13 protein-coding genes are annotated in these 16,447 nt (G+C 69.1%); 9 read left to right on the top strand and 4 right to left on the bottom strand.

The annotated features are described in order from the left end of the window. Positions 1-81: 81 nt before the first annotated feature. From ACWEVS_RS28520 to ACWEVS_RS28490, 7 genes are all read left to right on the top strand, one after another. Positions 82-1,572, top strand: a complete 1,491-nt coding sequence (locus ACWEVS_RS28520; RefSeq protein WP_452554068.1) for a serine/threonine-protein kinase — start codon at positions 82-84, stop codon at positions 1,570-1,572. 170 nt (positions 1,573-1,742) lie between these two features. Next, the gene (locus tag ACWEVS_RS28515; RefSeq protein WP_452554067.1) at positions 1,743-2,867 is read left to right on the top strand and encodes a single-stranded DNA-binding protein; all 1,125 of its coding nucleotides are present in this window, start codon (positions 1,743-1,745) and stop codon (positions 2,865-2,867) included. 1,090 nt (positions 2,868-3,957) lie between these two features. After that, positions 3,958-5,259, top strand: a complete 1,302-nt coding sequence (locus ACWEVS_RS28510; protein ID WP_354915039.1) for a GGDEF domain-containing protein — start codon at positions 3,958-3,960, stop codon at positions 5,257-5,259. 368 nt (positions 5,260-5,627) lie between these two features. Continuing rightward, a complete protein-coding gene (locus ACWEVS_RS28505; protein ID WP_449919514.1) occupies positions 5,628-5,909 on the top strand; it encodes a hypothetical protein in 282 nt (93 codons plus the stop codon). A 92-nt stretch (positions 5,910-6,001) separates the two neighbouring features. Then, positions 6,002-7,666 (top strand): energy-dependent translational throttle protein EttA, encoded by a 1,665-nt coding sequence (gene ettA, locus ACWEVS_RS28500; RefSeq protein ID WP_354915033.1) that lies wholly within the window; start codon positions 6,002-6,004, stop codon positions 7,664-7,666. 574 nt (positions 7,667-8,240) lie between these two features. Further along, complete coding sequence (locus ACWEVS_RS28495; RefSeq protein ID WP_449919517.1) at positions 8,241-8,870, top strand: TetR/AcrR family transcriptional regulator; 630 nt, start codon at positions 8,241-8,243, stop codon at positions 8,868-8,870. 24 nt (positions 8,871-8,894) lie between these two features. After that, positions 8,895-9,323: an acyl-CoA thioesterase gene (locus ACWEVS_RS28490; protein WP_354915027.1), complete on the top strand. Its 429-nt coding sequence runs from the start codon at positions 8,895-8,897 to the stop codon at positions 9,321-9,323. Positions 9,324-9,805: 482 nt separating this feature from the next. Here the strand turns inward: ACWEVS_RS28490 and ACWEVS_RS28485 are convergent, their stop codons facing one another. The 4 genes from ACWEVS_RS28485 to ACWEVS_RS28470 form a co-directional block, all read right to left on the bottom strand. Then, a complete protein-coding gene (locus tag ACWEVS_RS28485) occupies positions 9,806-11,311 on the bottom strand; it encodes a glycoside hydrolase family 13 protein (protein ID WP_452554123.1) in 1,506 nt (501 codons plus the stop codon). A gap of 17 nt (positions 11,312-11,328) precedes the next feature. Beyond that, positions 11,329-11,709: a globin gene (locus ACWEVS_RS28480; protein WP_449919520.1), complete on the bottom strand. Its 381-nt coding sequence runs from the start codon at positions 11,707-11,709 to the stop codon at positions 11,329-11,331. Positions 11,710-11,944: 235 nt separating this feature from the next. After that, positions 11,945-12,934 (bottom strand): mechanosensitive ion channel family protein, encoded by a 990-nt coding sequence (locus ACWEVS_RS28475; protein ID WP_354915021.1) that lies wholly within the window; start codon positions 12,932-12,934, stop codon positions 11,945-11,947. A gap of 474 nt (positions 12,935-13,408) precedes the next feature. After that, on the bottom strand, positions 13,409-13,684 hold the full coding sequence (locus ACWEVS_RS28470) for a hypothetical protein (RefSeq protein ID WP_354915018.1): 276 nt from the start codon (positions 13,682-13,684) through the stop codon (positions 13,409-13,411). A 275-nt stretch (positions 13,685-13,959) separates the two neighbouring features. Between ACWEVS_RS28470 and ACWEVS_RS28465 the strand changes: the two genes are divergently transcribed. Both ACWEVS_RS28465 and ACWEVS_RS28460 read left to right on the top strand, forming a co-directional pair. Beyond that, entirely contained in the window at positions 13,960-15,522 is a 1,563-nt protein-coding gene (locus tag ACWEVS_RS28465; protein ID WP_452554066.1) for an XRE family transcriptional regulator, read from the top strand. Continuing rightward, positions 15,519-16,001 (top strand): GNAT family N-acetyltransferase, encoded by a 483-nt coding sequence (locus tag ACWEVS_RS28460; RefSeq protein WP_452554065.1) that lies wholly within the window; start codon positions 15,519-15,521, stop codon positions 15,999-16,001. Before ACWEVS_RS28465 ends, ACWEVS_RS28460 begins: the two co-directional genes overlap by 4 nt. The last annotated feature ends 446 nt before the right edge of the window (positions 16,002-16,447 follow it).

The raw sequence follows: 16,447 nt of genomic DNA, 5'->3' as shown, positions 1-16,447 counted from the left end.
CATCTGATGTGCCCGTGCTCAGCCGGATATCGACAGGGGGCGACGAATGGTCGCGAAGTCCATGACGGCGGGAAGGGCACGGTGACGCTGGTCGCGGGCCGCTATCGGCTGTTGTCGCAGCTCGGCCAGGGTGGCATGGGCACGGTATGGCGGGCGATGGACGAGCTGCTCCGGCAGGAGGTGGCCGTCAAGGAGGTCAGGCTCCCACCGGACCTCGACGAGGCGTCGCGGGCCGAGCTGGGCGAACGCACGCTGCGCGAGGCGCGCGCCGCCGCGACGCTGCGTTCCCATCCGTCCATCGTCACCGTGCACGACGTGGTCCTCGACGACGGACGCCCGTGGATCGTCATGGAGCTGGTCCACGGCCGCTCTCTCGAGCGGGCCGTACGCGACGACGGCCCCCTGCCGCCGCAACGAGTCGCCGCGATCGGCCTGCGCATGCTCGACGCCCTCGCGGCCGCGCACGCGGCGGGCATCCTGCACCGAGACGTCAAACCCGCCAACGTCCTGCTCACCGACGACGGACGGGTGCTGCTGACCGACTTCGGGATCGCCACCATCGCCGGGGACACCGGGATCACGCAGACTGGGATGCTGACCGGCTCGCCTGGTTACATCGCCCCCGAGCGCCTGCGCGGCGAGGTCGACGGCCCGCTCGCCGACCTGTGGTCGCTCGGCGCCACGCTCTTCACGGCGGTGGAGGGCGTGGCGCCGTTCGCCGGCCCGAACCAGGCCGCGGTGCTGGCCGCCGTGCTGATGCAGGAGCCCACCCCCTTCCGGCTGGCCGGCCCGCTCGCCCCCGTGCTGGCCGCGATCCTGGAGAAGGACCCCGCAGGCCGCTGCTCCGCCGACGAGGCGGCCGGCTGGCTGGAGGCCCTCTCGCGGGACGACACCACGACCAGCCCGGCCCTGCGCCGCAGGCGGACCGCGCCGGGACGCCCGTCTCGACGCCTGCGCAGCAGGGTCCTCATCGGTGCCGCGCTCGCGCTGGTGATGACCGTGGTGGTGGGCGTGGTGATCGTGCCCTACCTGTTTCCGAACGTGATCCGGATCCTCGGCTACGCGCTCGCGCCACCTGTCACCTACTCCGCCGTGCCGAAGTTCCTCCCTACGGCGGCGGCCACCCCGCTGATCGCCCGCGACTTCGAGGCGTGCGACCTGCTGAACAGCAACCAGACGCGCTCATTGTTCGGCGGTGCGATGAAGCGCCAGTTCTGGAGCGACTCCTCCTGCAGCTGGAGCAAGGCCGACGGCGCCAACCTGCACGTCACGGCGTTCCGCCTGCCGAGCGCCTCGGCGGCCGGCCTCTACCACAAGCAGATGGTCGAGCAGATGAAGGACGAGCCGAAACGGAACCCGGGGACCAAGCTCCGCAAGGGGCCGGACGTCGGCGACGAGGCGTTGAGCTATACCCGGCGGAGCCCCTACGGGCTCCCGGTATACCAGAGCTACATCTCCTTCCGTCTGTCGAACGTCGTGGTGGTCATCAACGTCTCGGCCCGGCGGCCAGGCTACGCCACCGCCGATCGGGCGGCCAAGCTCGTCGCCGCGGCCGTCAACAGGCATCGTTAGCGACCGGGTTCGTGGTGGTGTTTCGAGGGTCCCGCCGCTCCGTTGTCCACAGCGGCGTCGCGCCCCGGCGCCTTCGTCCCCAGAACCACGCTCGGCCCGCCGGCCACCCACTCCCGCGCGACACCGTGTCCCCAAGCAGCGGGCACCCGGCCCGCTCCACGGGAGGCACGATGAACGACATCTACATCACGCTCACCGGCAATGTCGCAGCCCCGCCCCGCCAGCACGCCTTCGCCGACGGGGCGCGGGTGACCTCGCTCAGGGTGGCGACGAGGCATCGCTTCTTCGACAGGAAGACCCAGGAGTGGTCCGACGGCGACACCGTGTTCTTCGCGGTCCGCTGCTGGCGCACTCTCGGCGACAACGTGGCCCAGTCCTTCCAGGTGGGGCATCCCGTCGTGGTGTGCGGCAAGCTGCGCATCAGGGAGTTCGGGCCCGAGGGCGACCGCAGGTTCATGCCCGAGATCGAGGCCAGCTCGATCGGCCACGACCTGCGCTGGGGCGTCGGCGCCTTCTCCAAGCCCGAACGCTCGGGCGGCATCGGCACCCTGAGCAGGGAGACGAGGGAGAGCCTCGACGAGTCCACGCAGGACTGGGCGATGTCGGGATCGGCGACCGCCCGCGCGCTCCACGGGCGGCCCGCTGCCTCGCGGGACGCGGAGGAGACTTCCGCGCGGCACGTGGAGGAGGCTTCCGAGCGGCAGACGGAGCAGACTTCCGAACGGCAGGCGGAGCAGACGGCGCGGGACGACGTGGCGGGCTGGCCTTTCGCCCCTGCCGCTGGTCCTGGTCCTGGTGCTGCCTCTGGCCTTGGCCTTGGCCTGGGTCCTGCCTTCGCCGAGACCGGCGCCGGCATCGCCGCAGAGCCGGTCTCCGGGCCTGACGCTGTCTCGGGGCCGGATTCCGTCTCCAGCGCTGAGTCTGTCGATTCCCGGTTCGGGTTCGGCTCTGGGCCGGGCTCGCAGTCCGCATTCGAGGCCGGCTTCCGATCGGGCTCCGCACCAGACGCCCTGCCCAAGTCAGGGTCCGAGGCGGGCTCCAGGACCGGCGCTGATTCCCTCTCCGGGGCCGGATCCGCACGGGGGACCGGGCGCAGGCCCGGTTCGGCCGTCGCCTCGACCGATGGGGACACGACGACGCTCACGCCGGGGGAGAGCGACGACTCGCCCTCGGAGGAGCCCGGGACGGATCCGGGCGAGGGCCACCCCGCCGGGGCGGGGAAGGTGCGCGTCCTGAACCCTCATGACGCCCCCCAAGCGCCGACGGGCCGCGCCCGCCGCGCCAAGGCCGCCTGACCACCCATCCGGCCTCATGTGTCAGGCCCGAGTGCGCCTCGGGCCTGACACCCTTCACCGCACCGCAGTCCGGCCGAATCCGCAGCCCGGCCGAATCCACGGCCCGGCCGAATCCGCAGCCCGACTGGGGCCGCAGCCGTTGAGGCCCTCGAGTGACGGCCCCGTCGGATGAGGGTGCAGATGGCTAGCGGTGCGGTGCGTTGCGCGGATGGATTCGAATCCCGGCGTCCTGCGTGTGGATGAGCTGCCGGGCGTTCTGCGTGGGGATAGGAGCGCACGGGGCTCTGCGGATGATGCGAATTCCTGGCGGTTCTGCGGGCCCGGTTCCTGGCGGTTCTGCGGACCCGGGGGTTAGGGGTGGTGCGAACTTCTGGGGTTCTGCGGATGGATACGAACGCCGGGACTCGGCGCGATTTTCGCCGATGGGCCGTTCATGGCCTCTACGGTTCGGGACCACAGGCGAGGGGAGCAGGTCGACCGGCGCTGCCGCGGATAGGTCGGTTGCGTCGCCGTCATGAGTGCTGACGTCGCCGTGGGGGCTTGGACGGGGTCTCCTGATGTCGGCCGCAATACGCAGTTGCGGGATGCCGACGAGGGAGGAAGGTGATCGAGGACTTACGGGCCGAAGCCGAGCAATCCGCGAGAGCTGCAGCGCGGGCGGACTCCGGGAAGGACGCGGCCATACTCGCGGATTTCGGGACGTGCGCTGCGAAACCGAGGTCGCGGTGGGCGTAGCCGTACGCAGAGAGGATGTCGGGAGGTGGAGGGGGGGCACCGGCCGTTCAGTGGCGTCGCGAGTCGCAGTGCGAGCCGCTGAGAGGGGTTGGCCGATGGTGTTCCGTGTCAGATGGCTAGAGCATCTGTCAGGTCCAGGTCACGCCCCGCACCATGGCTGCTCCTTTCCAGCACGGCCCGCCCGCGGAGTGAGCGGTTCCATTCCCGGGCCACCAGACGCAGATGGCCACCTTGCCCAAGGTAGCGGTTCCCGTCGCGCGACGCACACTCCGCAACTAGTGTGTTACACATCGTTAGTCGGAGAGGGGGCGAGATGGCAGCGACCAGTCACACCTCGATCAAGCCTCGTGACAGTGTGTCCACACTCGCAGGCCGGTGGCCGTTGCTGGCGCAGCGTCGGCCCCTCGTTGCCTACCTCTGCGGGATCGTCGCGCTCGATCTCGTGGCCATCGCGTTCTTCGCGGTTTCCGGCCCCTATCGCTGGTCGGACGTCCTGATGTTCGCCGCGCTGATGGGATGCGGCGCGGTGTGCATCGAGGCGACGCGACGCCTCGGCATGCCCGCGGGCGTCTCCCGCGACCTGCTGTCGGCGTGGTGGCTGCCCGTCGCGCTGCTGCTTCCCCCGATCTACGCGCTGCTGGCGCCGATCCTGCTGCAGATGCTCATGCAGCTTCGGGTCAGGGCGACGGTGCTCTATCGGAGGGTCTTCAGCTCGGCGGCCATCGGCCTGGCAGGTGGCGCCGCTTCGGTGGTCTTCCACACCCTGGTGCCCGACATGGCGGTGCTGTCCAAGGGCGCGGGTGTGCCGATCATGCTGGCGGTGGGATGCGCGGTGCTGTTCGCCGTGCTCAACACCACGCTCATCGCGATCGCCGCCCACACCGCCGACCCCGACACCCGCTGGCGCGACGTGCTGTGGGACAGGGAGAGCGCCATCCTCGACATCGTCGAGCTGTGCCTCGGTGTGATCGTGGCGATCGCGTGCGCGCTCAACCTGGCGCTGCTGGCGCTCGCGCTGCCGCCTGTCGTCCTGCTGCAACGCAGCCTCCTCCACGCCCAGCTCCAGGCTGCGGCCCGTACCGACCCCAAGACGGGGCTGCTCAACGCGGCGGCGTGGCAGCGGGAGGCCGACACCGAGATCGTGAGGGCCCGCCGTACCGGAGAGACGCTGGCCCTCCTCATCATCGACATCGACCACTTCAAGCGCGTCAACGACAAGCACGGCCATCTGGTCGGCGACCAGGTGCTGATCGGGGTGGCGGCGACGCTCCGGAGTCAGCTGCGTGACTACGACGTGGTGGGCAGATTCGGCGGCGAGGAGTTCGTGGTCCTGCTGCCGCGCGCCGACATCACCGAGGCCCGCAGAGTGGCCGAGCGGCTGCGCAGCAGGATCGGCCGCATGGCCGTACCCGTCGACGACGCCTTGATCACCGTGACGATCTCGGCGGGTGTCGCCATCATGAGCATCCACGGCGACGACCTGATCGAACTGCTCGCCGCCGCCGACCTGGCGCTGTACCGGGCCAAGGAACTGGGCCGCGACCGCATCTGCATCCCTGCCGTGCAGCCGGCGCCGCCGTCCGCTCCAGTGGACTCGCCGCCCACTCTCATCGACCCCCCGCCGACCACCCTCATGGACCCACCTCCCGCAGCCTGATCCGTTGAGTGCCATCGGCTGGTCCAAGGTCCAAGGTCCGGGACCGGCGGCCGGATCCAATGCCCGGGGTCTGTCGGTCGACTCCGCGGCCTACCGTTCCTGGGGTCGGCAGGCTGATTCGACGCCACGGGTCACGGGCGGGCGGCGCAAGGGATTTCGCGGACTGGCCTCAGACCCCGGAGTTTTGCGGAGTCGCAGGCTAACCCGCTGGTGACGATTCCCGGTCCGCAGGGACTTTCGTGTGCGGGTGACGGGCGGAGGCCGGTTCCGGCACACCCGAACAAGTGAGCACTCCACGTAATCACATGAACTCTCTCGGTTATGTCGGCATCTAACAGATGTCACGCCGACCACGACAGGGGAGGGACATGTACTACGACGACCACCTGGAAGAGGCCGCGTATCGATCGCGTCGGCAGGAGCAGGAGTGGTCGTGGCAGCGGCAGTCGGAGGCGTCCCGGGGGCGGTTGACGGACGAATGGCCCACACTGCCCAGGACTTCCGGATCCTTCTCGGGGCTTTTCCTGCTCGTGATGGTCGTCTGCGCAGGTCTGGCGGTCGCGGCCGGTTTGGGGTACTCGCCGGCGGAGGTCTGGGCCTGGGTCAGCGTTCGCGTCGAGCGCCTCGTCGGCGCGTGGCTGAACGGTTAGCCGGTCAGGCGACGCGCCCGCCGTACGGCTGCATGGAGATCGCCCAGCCAGTACGGCGGAAGCCGGTTCGCGCACGCCCTAAGCTAGAAGGCATGCCGGAGTACATCTACACGATGCAGCGCGTGCGCAAGGCGCACGGCGACAAGGTTGTCCTCGACGACGTCACCCTGTCGTTCCTGCCCGGAGCCAAGATCGGCGTGCTGGGCCCGAACGGCACCGGTAAGTCGACGCTGCTCCGGATGATGGCCGGCCTGGAGCAGCCTTCCAACGGCGACGCCAAGCTCATGCCGGGGTTCACCGTCGGCATGCTCCAGCAGGAGCCGCCGCTCAACGAGTCCAAGACCGTCCTCGGCAACGTGCAGGAGGGCGTCGCCGAGACGATGGCGATGCTCCACCGCTACAACGAGATCGCCGAGCAGATGGCCACCGACTACAGCGACGAGCTGCTGGAGGAGATGGGCAAGCTCCAGGACCAGCTCGAGCACCGCAACGCGTGGGACCTCGACTCCCAGCTCGAGCAGGCGATGGACGCCCTGCGCTGCCCGCCGCCGGACGCCGACGTGACGAAGCTGTCCGGTGGTGAGCGTCGCCGGGTGGCGCTGTGCAAGCTGCTGCTCGAGGCGCCCGACCTGCTGCTGCTCGACGAGCCCACCAACCACCTCGACGCCGAGAGCGTGCAGTGGCTGGAGCAGCACCTGGAGAAGTACGCGGGCACCGTGCTGGCCGTCACCCACGACCGCTACTTCCTCGACAACGTCGCCACCTGGATCCTCGAGCTCGACCGTGGCCGCACCTACCCCTACGAGGGCAACTACTCCACCTACCTCGAGGCCAAGGCCCAGCGGCTGAAGGTCGAGGGGCAGAAGGACGCCAAGCGCAAGAAGCGCCTGGAGGACGAGCTGGAGTGGGTCCGCTCCAACCCCAAGGCCCGCCAGACCAAGAGCAAGGCCCGTCTCCAGCGCTACGAGGAGATGGCCGCCGAGGCGGACAAGTACCGCAAGCTCGACTTCGAGGAGATCCAGATCCCGCCGGGCCCGCGTCTGGGCACCACGGTGATCAAGGCCGACGAGCTCACCAAGGGCTTCGGCGACCGCCTGCTGATGGAGGGCCTGACCTTCGACCTGCCGCGTAACGGCATCGTCGGCATCATCGGCCCCAACGGTGTCGGCAAGACCACGCTGTTCCGGATGATCACCAGCAGCGAGACGCCCGACACCGGTTCCATCACCGTCGGCGACACGGTCAAGATCTCCTACGCCGACCAGAGCCGTGGCGGCATCGACGCGAACAAGAACGTGTGGGAGGTCGTCTCCGACGGTCTCGACCACATCAAGGTCGGAAACGTCGAGATGCCGTCGCGCGCCTACATCGCCGCGTTCGGCTTCAAGGGGCCGGACCAGCAGAAGAAGGCCGGCGTCCTGTCGGGCGGCGAGCGCAACAGGCTCAACCTCGCGCTCACCCTCAAGCAGGGCGGCAACGTGCTGCTGCTCGACGAGCCGACCAACGACCTCGACACCGAGACCCTGTCCAGCCTGGAGAACGCGCTGCTCGACTTCCCGGGCTGCGCGGTGATCACCTCCCACGACCGGTGGTTCCTCGACCGCATCGCCACGCACATCCTGGCGTGGGAAGAGGGTTCCAACTGGTTCTGGTTCGAGGGCAACTTCGCCGACTACGAGAAGAACAAGATCGAGCGCCTCGGTGCCGATGCGGCCCGCCCGCACCGCGTCACCTACCGCAAGCTCCACCGCGACTGATCCAGCGGCCAGACGGCAGCCCCCTCCGCGACACATCGGTGCTCCCGGAGGGGGCTTCGTTCGTCCCCGGCCGCCCCTGACGTCTGGGGTTTCCGCACGGGCTCGGCGGGGTGCGGTGCTGCTCGCCCTCCGGCCCGTACGGCACGCCCTCCCACGCCCACCCGCCGCCGCCAGCCGCCGCCTGTCCAGGGAGACGGTCATCGGGCGCGCGGGCCGGCCGCCGTTACGCGGCACCGTGGCCATCCCTGGCCTCGTCCCACCGTGACCGCCCTGGCCTCTGCCACGGTGAGAGCTTCGGGCCTCGTCCGGGCCGTGACCACCCCTGGGTCCAACCACCCTGGCCATCCCTGGCCTCGTCCCACCGTGACCACCTCTAGGCTTTCCGCCGTGACCACCTCGGCTGTCCGCCGTGACCGCCTCTGGTCTCTTCCGGCCGGAGGCGGGTCAGCAGCGTCATGGTGGGAAGCGCAGGGACGGTCGGCCGGACCGGACCTCGACCCCGCCACTCCTCGCGCCCCCGGGCATTCCCACGTCGTGCGGCGCCTGAAGACCGATCCTTCCTAGCATGGTGCTCATGGCACGCAAGTCCTCCAGCGCGTGGGAGTGGAGCCGCACCGCGCAGACGCGCAAGGTCATGCTGCAGGCGGCCCGAGAGGTGTTCGGCGAGCACGGGTTCGCCGAAGCGAACGTCGCCGACGTGGTCACCAGGGCTGGCTCGAGCGTGGGCAGCCTCTATCACCACTTCGGCGGTAAGGCCGAGCTGTTCACGGCGCTGTGGGAGGACCACCAGGTCGCCCAGGAGCAGGCGTCGGCCTCCAGGGTCGCCAAGGCGAAGCAGTCCGGCGTGGACGACCCCGTCGACCTGCTCGTCACCGGCTCGCGCGCCTATCTGGAAGGGGCGTGGGATCGGCGCGACCTGGTCAGGCTGTTCATGGACGGCGACGGGCCGCCGGGTTTCGAGCTGCTGCGCCGTACCAGGGGAAGGCAGTGGCTGCGGCAGAACGCGGTGCTGCTCGGCGCGGGCGCCGAGCCGATCGACAGGCTCACGGTCGCGGTGCTGACCTCGGTGATCGGGGAGGCGGCGAGGGAGGTGGCGATCTGTGACACCGAGGAGGAGGCGCGGCAGGTGATCGAGGCAGCGGTGGTGCTGATCAGGCGGCTCGATCCGGTGGCCGGGGTACGGCCGCCCGATGTCGGGGCATGAGCGGCGGACCTATACGGTGTGGGCGTGGTTGAACGATCCCTCGCGCACGCAAGCAAGCACGTCTTCCCCCGGACAGTCCGTTTCGCGGACATCGATTCGCAGGGGCATGTGAACAACGTCCGTTTCCTCGACTATCTGGAGGACGCGCGGTTCGGGATGCTGGCCATCGACGTGCACAAGGAGGGCGGGGAGACGTTCAGCGGCCTGGTGGTGGCCAGGCACGAGATCGACTATCTGCGTCCGCTGTCGTTCCGGGCCGACCCGGTGCTGGTGGAGACGTGGGTGACGGAGATCAGGCCGGTACGGTTCACGCTCGACTACGAGATTCGGGACGAGGACGAGGTGTATGTGCGGGCCCGGTCGGTGATCGTCGCCTACGACGTGGAGAACGCGGCGCCGCGCCGGTTGCGGCAGGACGAGCTGGCCTATCTCCGGCGTTTCACCACGCCCTGAGGGGCGGCACTCGCCACGTTGAGGTGTGTCGTTCTCCGAGCGGAAGGGCGTCACACCTCACCTGAAGGACGCCGCTCCACCTGGAAGGCGTCGCACCGCACCTTACTCAGGAGCGCCATGCCCGGTCTGGGGGCGCCACCTCATCCGAGGAGCGCCACGCCCCGCTGGGGGACGCTACGCCAGCTGGGAGGCGTCGCACCGCACCTTCCTCAGGAGCGCCACGCCTCGCCTGGGGATGCCAGTTCTCCTGAGGGCCCCGCGCCCTGCTGGGGGAACGCTACGCCAGCTGGGAGGCGTCGCATCGCACCTTGCTCAGGGGCGCCTGCCAGGTCTGGGGGATGCCGCCTCTTCTGAGGGGCGCCGCGCCCCCTGGAGGGCCTGGAGGGGCGTCGGGATCTCGGTTCTGGCGGCATCAGGCGGGTTGGCGGCGAGCCTCCAGCGATCGGCCGGTGGCCGGCCTGAGGGGGCCGGCCGTTCTTCGGTCAGGTGGTGTGCAGCCAGGCCGCGGTGTCGGGTGGCAGCATGTCGCCGGTGAGGGTGGCGCTCGACAGGATGACGTGATCGTGTGGCGGCAGCCGTACCGGGTCGGTGCCGCAGTTGATCACGCAGGTGAGCTGTCCGCGGGTGAAGAACAGCGCCCCTTCGGGGGCGTCGAGCCATTCGAGCTCGTAGGGGATCGTCCGCGCCAGGTCGCGGCGGCAGGCCAGGGCCCTGCGGTAGAACTCCAGCGTCGAGTCGCTGTCGCCGGTCTGCGCCTGGACGCTCAGTTCGCCGAACGTCTGCGGCTGGGGCAGCCAGGCGGCCACCCCGTCCGGCGAGAACCCGTACGGCGAGGCGGTGCCCGACCACGGGATCGGCACCCGGCATCCGTCGCGGCCCGGAAGCTTTCCTTCCGACTGGAAGAAGATCGGGTCCTGCCGCGCGTCGGGTGGAATTTCTTTCACCTCGGGGAGGCCGAGTTCTTCCCCCTGGTAGAGATATGCCGACCCGGGCAGCGCGAGCATGACGAGCAATGCGGCCTTTGCCCTGGAGAGTCCGGTTCCGGGGTCGGCGGTGTCGTAACGGGTGCGGTGCCGTACGACATCGTGGTTGGACAGCACCCACGTCGCGAACGGGACGGTCGCGAGGGTGTCGTCGATGACCTTCCTGAACGCCGTCGGCGACCACGGCGCCTGCAGCCAGGCGAAGTTGAAGCTCTGGTGCAGTTCGTCGGGCCGCACGTAGAGCGCCAGGTCGGCGGCGCTGTCGGTCCACACCTCGCCGACGGCCATCCGCTCGCCGGGGTAGGAGTCGAGCAGCTTGCGCCACTCGCGGTAGACGTCGTGCACCTCGGGCCTGCCCCAGACCGGCGAGGTCGACGTGAACGACTGGTCGCCCACGTCGGGCAGCCCCTCCGCCTTGTACAGGCCCATCGCCACGTCGATGCGGAACCCGTCGACGCCCCGGTCCAGCCAGAAGCGCAGCACGTCGAGGAACTCCTCGTGCACCTCGCGGTTGCGCCAGTTGAAGTCGGGCTGCTGGGGCGCGAACAGGTGCAGGTACCACTGGCCGTCGGCCGCCTGCGTCCAGGCGGGACCGCCGAAGGTGGACTGCCAGTTGTTCGGCCGGTCGCGGAAGATGTAGCGGTCGCGTCCCTCGCCCGCCAGCGCGGCCTGGAACCACGGATGCAGCGAGGAGCTGTGGTTGGGGACGACGTCGATCAGCACCCTGATGCCCATGGTGTGCGCGTCGGCCACCAGGGCCTCGAAGTCGGCCAGCGTGCCGAACAGCGGGTCCACGCCGCGGTAGTCCGCCACGTCGTACCCGCCGTCGGCCATCGGGGAGGGATAGAAGGGGGTCAGCCAGATCGCGTCGACGCCCAGCTCCGAGAGGTACGGCAGGCGTTCCCTGACCCCGACCAGATCGCCGACGCCGTCTCCCGAGGCGTCGGCGAAGCTGCGTACGTAGATTTCGTAGACGACGGCATCACGCCACCAGGGGATGTCCATGGGGCGTGTCATGCCCGTTATGCGGGTGAGTTCACCAGGCTCTGCGCTGCCATCACCAGATAGTCCCAGAGGCGGTTCTCCAGCTCCTCCGGCAGCGACAGCTCCTGCACGGCGTCGTGCATGTGCTTGAGCCACGCGTCGCGCTCGGCCTCGCCGATGACGAACGGCACGTGCCGCATGCGCAGGCGGGGGTGGCCGCGCTGCTCGCTGTAGGTCCTCGGACCGCCCCAGTACTGGACGAGGAACCCGCGCAGCCGGTCCTCGGCCGCGGTGAGGTCTTCCTCGGGGTAGAGCGGGCGCAGCAGAGCGTCCTCGGCGACACCCTCGTAGAAGCGGTGGACCAGCCGGCGGAAGGTCTCCTCGCCGCCCACGGCCTCATAAAACGAACCCTCGGTCACGATCTCAGGCTATCCATTCTCTACGGCATGCACGATCACGGCCACCGCGGTCACCGCTGACCGCCCGTCCTCCCACGCTTCTCCAGCGGGACTTCGCCTCCCGCCGTCACGTCAGGGACGTTGACCGCTCCCTTCGACACTCACGAGAAACGTGGCCGATGGACTGCCGATACGGCGCCCAGCTGCGGAACAGACGCGCGGCAGTCTGCCGGCCACGTTTCTCCTAAGTAAGCGCTCACGCGGCCAGCGCGATTCCCGCCCCGTCGAGCGCGGCCTTGACGCGCATGCGGAGCTCGCGCGCCACCTCGGCCTGCCTGGACGGAAGCGTCTTGGCCGAGACACGGAAGATGACCGACGTGTCGGAGATCTGCTCGATGCCGTAGACGGCCGGCTCCTCCACGATCACGCTCTCGCGGTACTCGGGCTCGTCCCACAGCTCGTCGGCCACCCGCTTGAGCAGGTCGCGGACGGCGGGGACGTCGGCGTCGTAGGCCACCGGGACATCGACGTAGGCGCGCGACCAGCCCTGCGACTCGTTGCCGACGCGGGTGATGGTGCCGTTGCGGATGTACCAAACGCGGCCGTCGGCGTCGCGCAGCCTGGTGACGCGCAGCGTGACCGCCTCGACGGTGCCGATGGCGGCGCCCGCGTCGATGACGTCGCCGACGCCGTACTGGTCCTCCATCAGCATGAACATGCCGGCGATGAAGTCCTTGACGAGCTCCTGGGCGCCGAAACCGATGGCGATGCCCAGGATGCCGACGCTGGTCAGCAGCGGCGCGATGGGGATCGTCAGCCGGTCGAGCACGGTCAGGATCGCGGTGCCCATGATGACGATCGAGGCGACGTGGCGCAGGACCGAGCCCATGGTCTCGGCGCGCTGCTTGCGCCGCTCGTTGAGCAGGGCGTCGATGCCGTCGGTCGCCTGCCCCCTGCGCAGGCGACCGGTGATGGCGGCGCTGGCGGTCGCCCGGTTCACGACGCGCGTGATGAGCCGGTGGGTGAGATTCCTCACCACCACGGCGAGCACGAGGATGAGGACGATCGTGATGACGCTGGCGAGGATGGGAGCCCACGCCCCACCAGGCAGGAAGTCACGAAGGCCCTGGCAGAAGATCGTGTCGCTCTCGCATGCCTTGCTGATGTCGTTGACCACTGAAGCGGGGTCGAACGACGCCGTCGGCGTCTGCGTCGGCGACGGTGTCGGCGTGGCAAGCAGGAACACGAGGTGAATCCCCCTCCGGAAGCGGCTCGGCCGGCAATCTACGGACCAACTACGCCCCAAAAGATTACTGCCGGTCGAGCCGGTCGCCGTCACATCACGCCGGGGAAGACGGGTGCGCCGGGCCCCGGGGCCGCGGGGGGCGGGGCCTGGCGAACCGGTGGCGGACGACTCGGAGGGGACACGCACCCGGAAGCATGTCCCGACCGTTTCCGGGAGGGATCCCCCGACCGTCCCGCGGGCGGACCCGAAGGACGCTTCTCCGCGTACGGCACGCCTCGGGGGAGCCGCTGTGCCGTACGAGATCGTGGTGCGGGCGCACGCCCGCGCGCAGGTGGAGGTGCACGGGTACCGGCGGGGTGCCCAGAGTCGCCGCGAACGGCGGACTCTCCGCACCGGACACCCCGCCGGCCCCGTGGGGCCGCGGTCGGGACGGTGAGCCGTGGTGGCTGCGCCCCACCCGGATCACCGCCATGGTCACTCCCCTACCGCGGCGAGCACGCGCGCGACCTTGGTCGCCGCGCCCGCGGGATCGTCGGCCTGGTGCATGGGTTCGCCCCAGGACCAGCAGTAGTACCAGTCGGGCACGCCAGTGGAGGGCTGGCAGGTGACGTTCTCGGCCAGACTTGTCGCGTTCGGGTTGATCACCCTGACGAAGAGGCGTCCGGAGTGCGTCCGAACCATCCTCGCGAGCAATCCGCGAGCATCGAGCTCGGAAACCAAACGCTCCAGGTGCCCGAAGTCGTCGCCCACCCTCTCCGCCTCCCTCTGGCCGAATCGTTGCTGGTGAGAGAAAGATGACTCATGACCATGGGAGGGGTCAACGAGCCCGGACCCCCCTCCGGGAGTGCCCTTGACCCTCGTGGGTTGGAAGAAACAGTCCTCTGGAGGACGATCCTTATCCGTAACCTTCAAGGGACCATTTTCTTCCTGTCACTAATGGTTCATAGTTTTCTTGAGGCAGAGTGCATCCCTCCCGCTACTCTGCGTCAGTACAGGTGCCTTGCGGCTCAGAGAGAGGGGCCGGGATGTCCGGCAGGCAGCACAGGGAAACGGAGATCGCCAGGCGGATCCGGGCGAAGGGTCTGGCCACCGGCCGCTCGTGCGCTCAGATCGCCGAGGAGATCCATGAGACCTGTGGTCCCCAGTTCGGCACGACGAGGATCAAGGGGCACCGCCTGGCCCATGGCATCGCGCTGGCCGACGTCATCGAACAGGTGCGCGCGTTGTTCGAGCGTGACCAGAAGCCGGCGCCGGGCATCGGCGAGACGCTGCTGTCGGCCTACGAGAGCGGCCTGAAACGGCCCGGACCCGAGTATCTGCACTACCTGTGCACCGTCTACCGCGTCGAGCCGATCTCTCTCGGCTACGACGGCCCGTGCATCTGCGGTCACGGTCACCGCATGCCGGGCCTGCGCAGCACCGGCAGCGCCGACGACGACAGGGCCGAGCTTCCCTCCAGGCCGCGCGACCTGTGGCTCAGCCGGGACGGCGGCGGCACGGCGGGCGGCGGCTCCGCGGAGGAAGACGAGAACGTCCTGCGCAGGACGTTGTTAAACCTTCTGGACAAGGCGAGCACCGGCCCCATCGGCGAGCTGCCGGCCGAGATCCTCGGCGCCGTGGAGGGCATCCGGCGGCGCATGGACGAGACGCTGGTGATGGCCACGGTCTCGCCGGCGATGCTCGACCAGTGGGAGGAGGCCACGCTCAGCTTCGGCCGGCAGTACACCAGCACACCGCCGCTGCGGCTGCTGTGCGACGTGCTGCTGGAGCTGAGCGCGGTGCGCGCCGCCATGTCGCGCCGCCAGCCGACGGACCTGGCCGAGCGATTGTGCAGGATGGCCGCCCAGCTGTCCGGGCTGAGCGGCATGATCATGATCAACATCGGCGACCACAGGCTGGCCAGGGCCTTCTTCCGTACCGGGCGCACCGCCGCCGACGAGACGGGCGACCGCGCGCTGCGCGCGTGGATCACCGCCCGGGAGTCGCTGGTGCCGCTCTACTACGGCGACGCCCGCGAGGCGCTCAACCTCGCCAAGAAGAGCCGCGACCTGGCCGGGGCCACCCCCTGCGTCGCACAGGCCATGGCTCCGGTCGTCGAGGCCCGCGCGCTCGCGCTGCTGGCCGGCAACAACGGCAAGAAGGAAGTGGTCGACCAGGCCAAGCGCGCCCTGCAGAAGGCGCGTGATGCCTTCGCTCACATGAAAGCCCACGAGCGGGAGGATGTTGCCTTCGGCTACACCGAGCGTCAGCTCTACTTCTACCAGGGCGACGTACTCACCAAGCTGGGGCAGACGATCGAGGCCGACATGGTGCTGGAACAGGCATTGGAGAAATACTCCGACCACATCCTCGACCAGACGCTGATCAGGTTTGACAGGGCGCAGTGTCGACTCATCGAAGGCGATATCGACGAGGCGTTGGAGGTCGCCATCGACGCGGCACGCCGGCTCAAGCCCGAGTACCGCACCGACTTCCTCCTCCGGCCCGCCGTCGAGTTCGCCAGGTCAGTGGAGGCCAGCGGAGGCAAGGACCTCCCGGCCCTCCAGGAGTTCTACGAACTCATGGGAATCGGGGGAAATAGAGCATGACCTTGGCCATCCGGCGATACTGCTGGTCTGACCTCGACGCGATCTACTCCCTGCACCAGGTGTGCTTAGCCCAGGTGGGCATCGTGCCAGGCGACGGGGTCTACTACGACGACGACTTCCCCCACATCCACCAGGTCTATCTGGGGTGCGGAGGAGAATTTCTCGTTGGCGAGATCGACGGCCGCGTTATCGCGATGGGCGGCCTGCGCCCGCTCGGCGAGGACACCGTGGAAGTGTGCAGGCTGCGCGTGCACCCCGACTACCAACGGCGTGGGTTCGGAGCGATGATGCTGGAGGCGCTGGAGGAACGGGCGATGCTGCTTGGCTTCTCCAGACTGCGGGGTGATACCACGGTGAGCCAGGGGGCGGCACTCGCCCTCTATGAACGGCAGGGCTGGACGGAGCTGTCCAGGCAGCAGGTGGGCGAGCATATTGTGATCTACGGCGAGAAGACCCTCGCATCCATCCTGGCTCCATGACCCGCGGCGCACGGTCCTTTGCCTGACGTCCTGGGGCCGGGCGCGGACGGCTCGTCACTCCTCCATGCCACCTGACGAGGGTGCCCTGATATCTGGTGCCGGGCGCCTGGAGCAAGCGGACCTTGCGGCCACAAGCCCGAACTCGAACCGAGCCGGCGACCGTGAGATTTGGCTCCTGGGTACCAACCAACAGCTGGAGTGCATCTGACTCGCCGTGCTCAGCTAGATCAGCGCAACATACCCCCGGTCAGCGCACCTCTCAGCAGACATTTGGTCAGCCGTGCCTGCTCGGGCTCCCGCGGCCGTCACCAACTACACAGCCGCTATGCACGCGCGGGCGCGAGAGACGACTAGGGCCTGTACGGAGTTGAGATCAGCGGGATTCGCCTGTGCTTTGGTCTGCGATCGTGTAGGCCATCGACATGGCGCGTGGAGACCTCACTGAC

This window comes from Nonomuraea sp. NPDC003754 (genome assembly GCF_053605785.1).
This window is presented reverse-complemented; position numbering and strand designations above follow the sequence as displayed.

Excerpts from the sequence above, each read along its gene's own strand:
- ACWEVS_RS28515 (WP_452554067.1), top strand. The coding sequence starts at position 1,743 with ATGAACGACATCTACATCACGCTCACCGGCAATGTCGCAGCCCCGCCC.
- ACWEVS_RS28505 (WP_449919514.1), top strand. The coding sequence starts at position 5,628 with ATGTACTACGACGACCACCTGGAAGAGGCCGCGTATCGATCGCGTCGG.
- ettA (WP_354915033.1), top strand. The coding sequence starts at position 6,002 with ATGCCGGAGTACATCTACACGATGCAGCGCGTGCGCAAGGCGCACGGC.
- ACWEVS_RS28495 (WP_449919517.1), top strand. The coding sequence starts at position 8,241 with ATGGCACGCAAGTCCTCCAGCGCGTGGGAGTGGAGCCGCACCGCGCAG.
- ACWEVS_RS28485 (WP_452554123.1), bottom strand. The coding sequence starts at position 11,311 with ATGGACATCCCCTGGTGGCGTGATGCCGTCGTCTACGAAATCTACGTA.
- ACWEVS_RS28465 (WP_452554066.1), top strand. The coding sequence starts at position 13,960 with ATGTCCGGCAGGCAGCACAGGGAAACGGAGATCGCCAGGCGGATCCGG.
- ACWEVS_RS28460 (WP_452554065.1), top strand. The coding sequence starts at position 15,519 with ATGACCTTGGCCATCCGGCGATACTGCTGGTCTGACCTCGACGCGATC.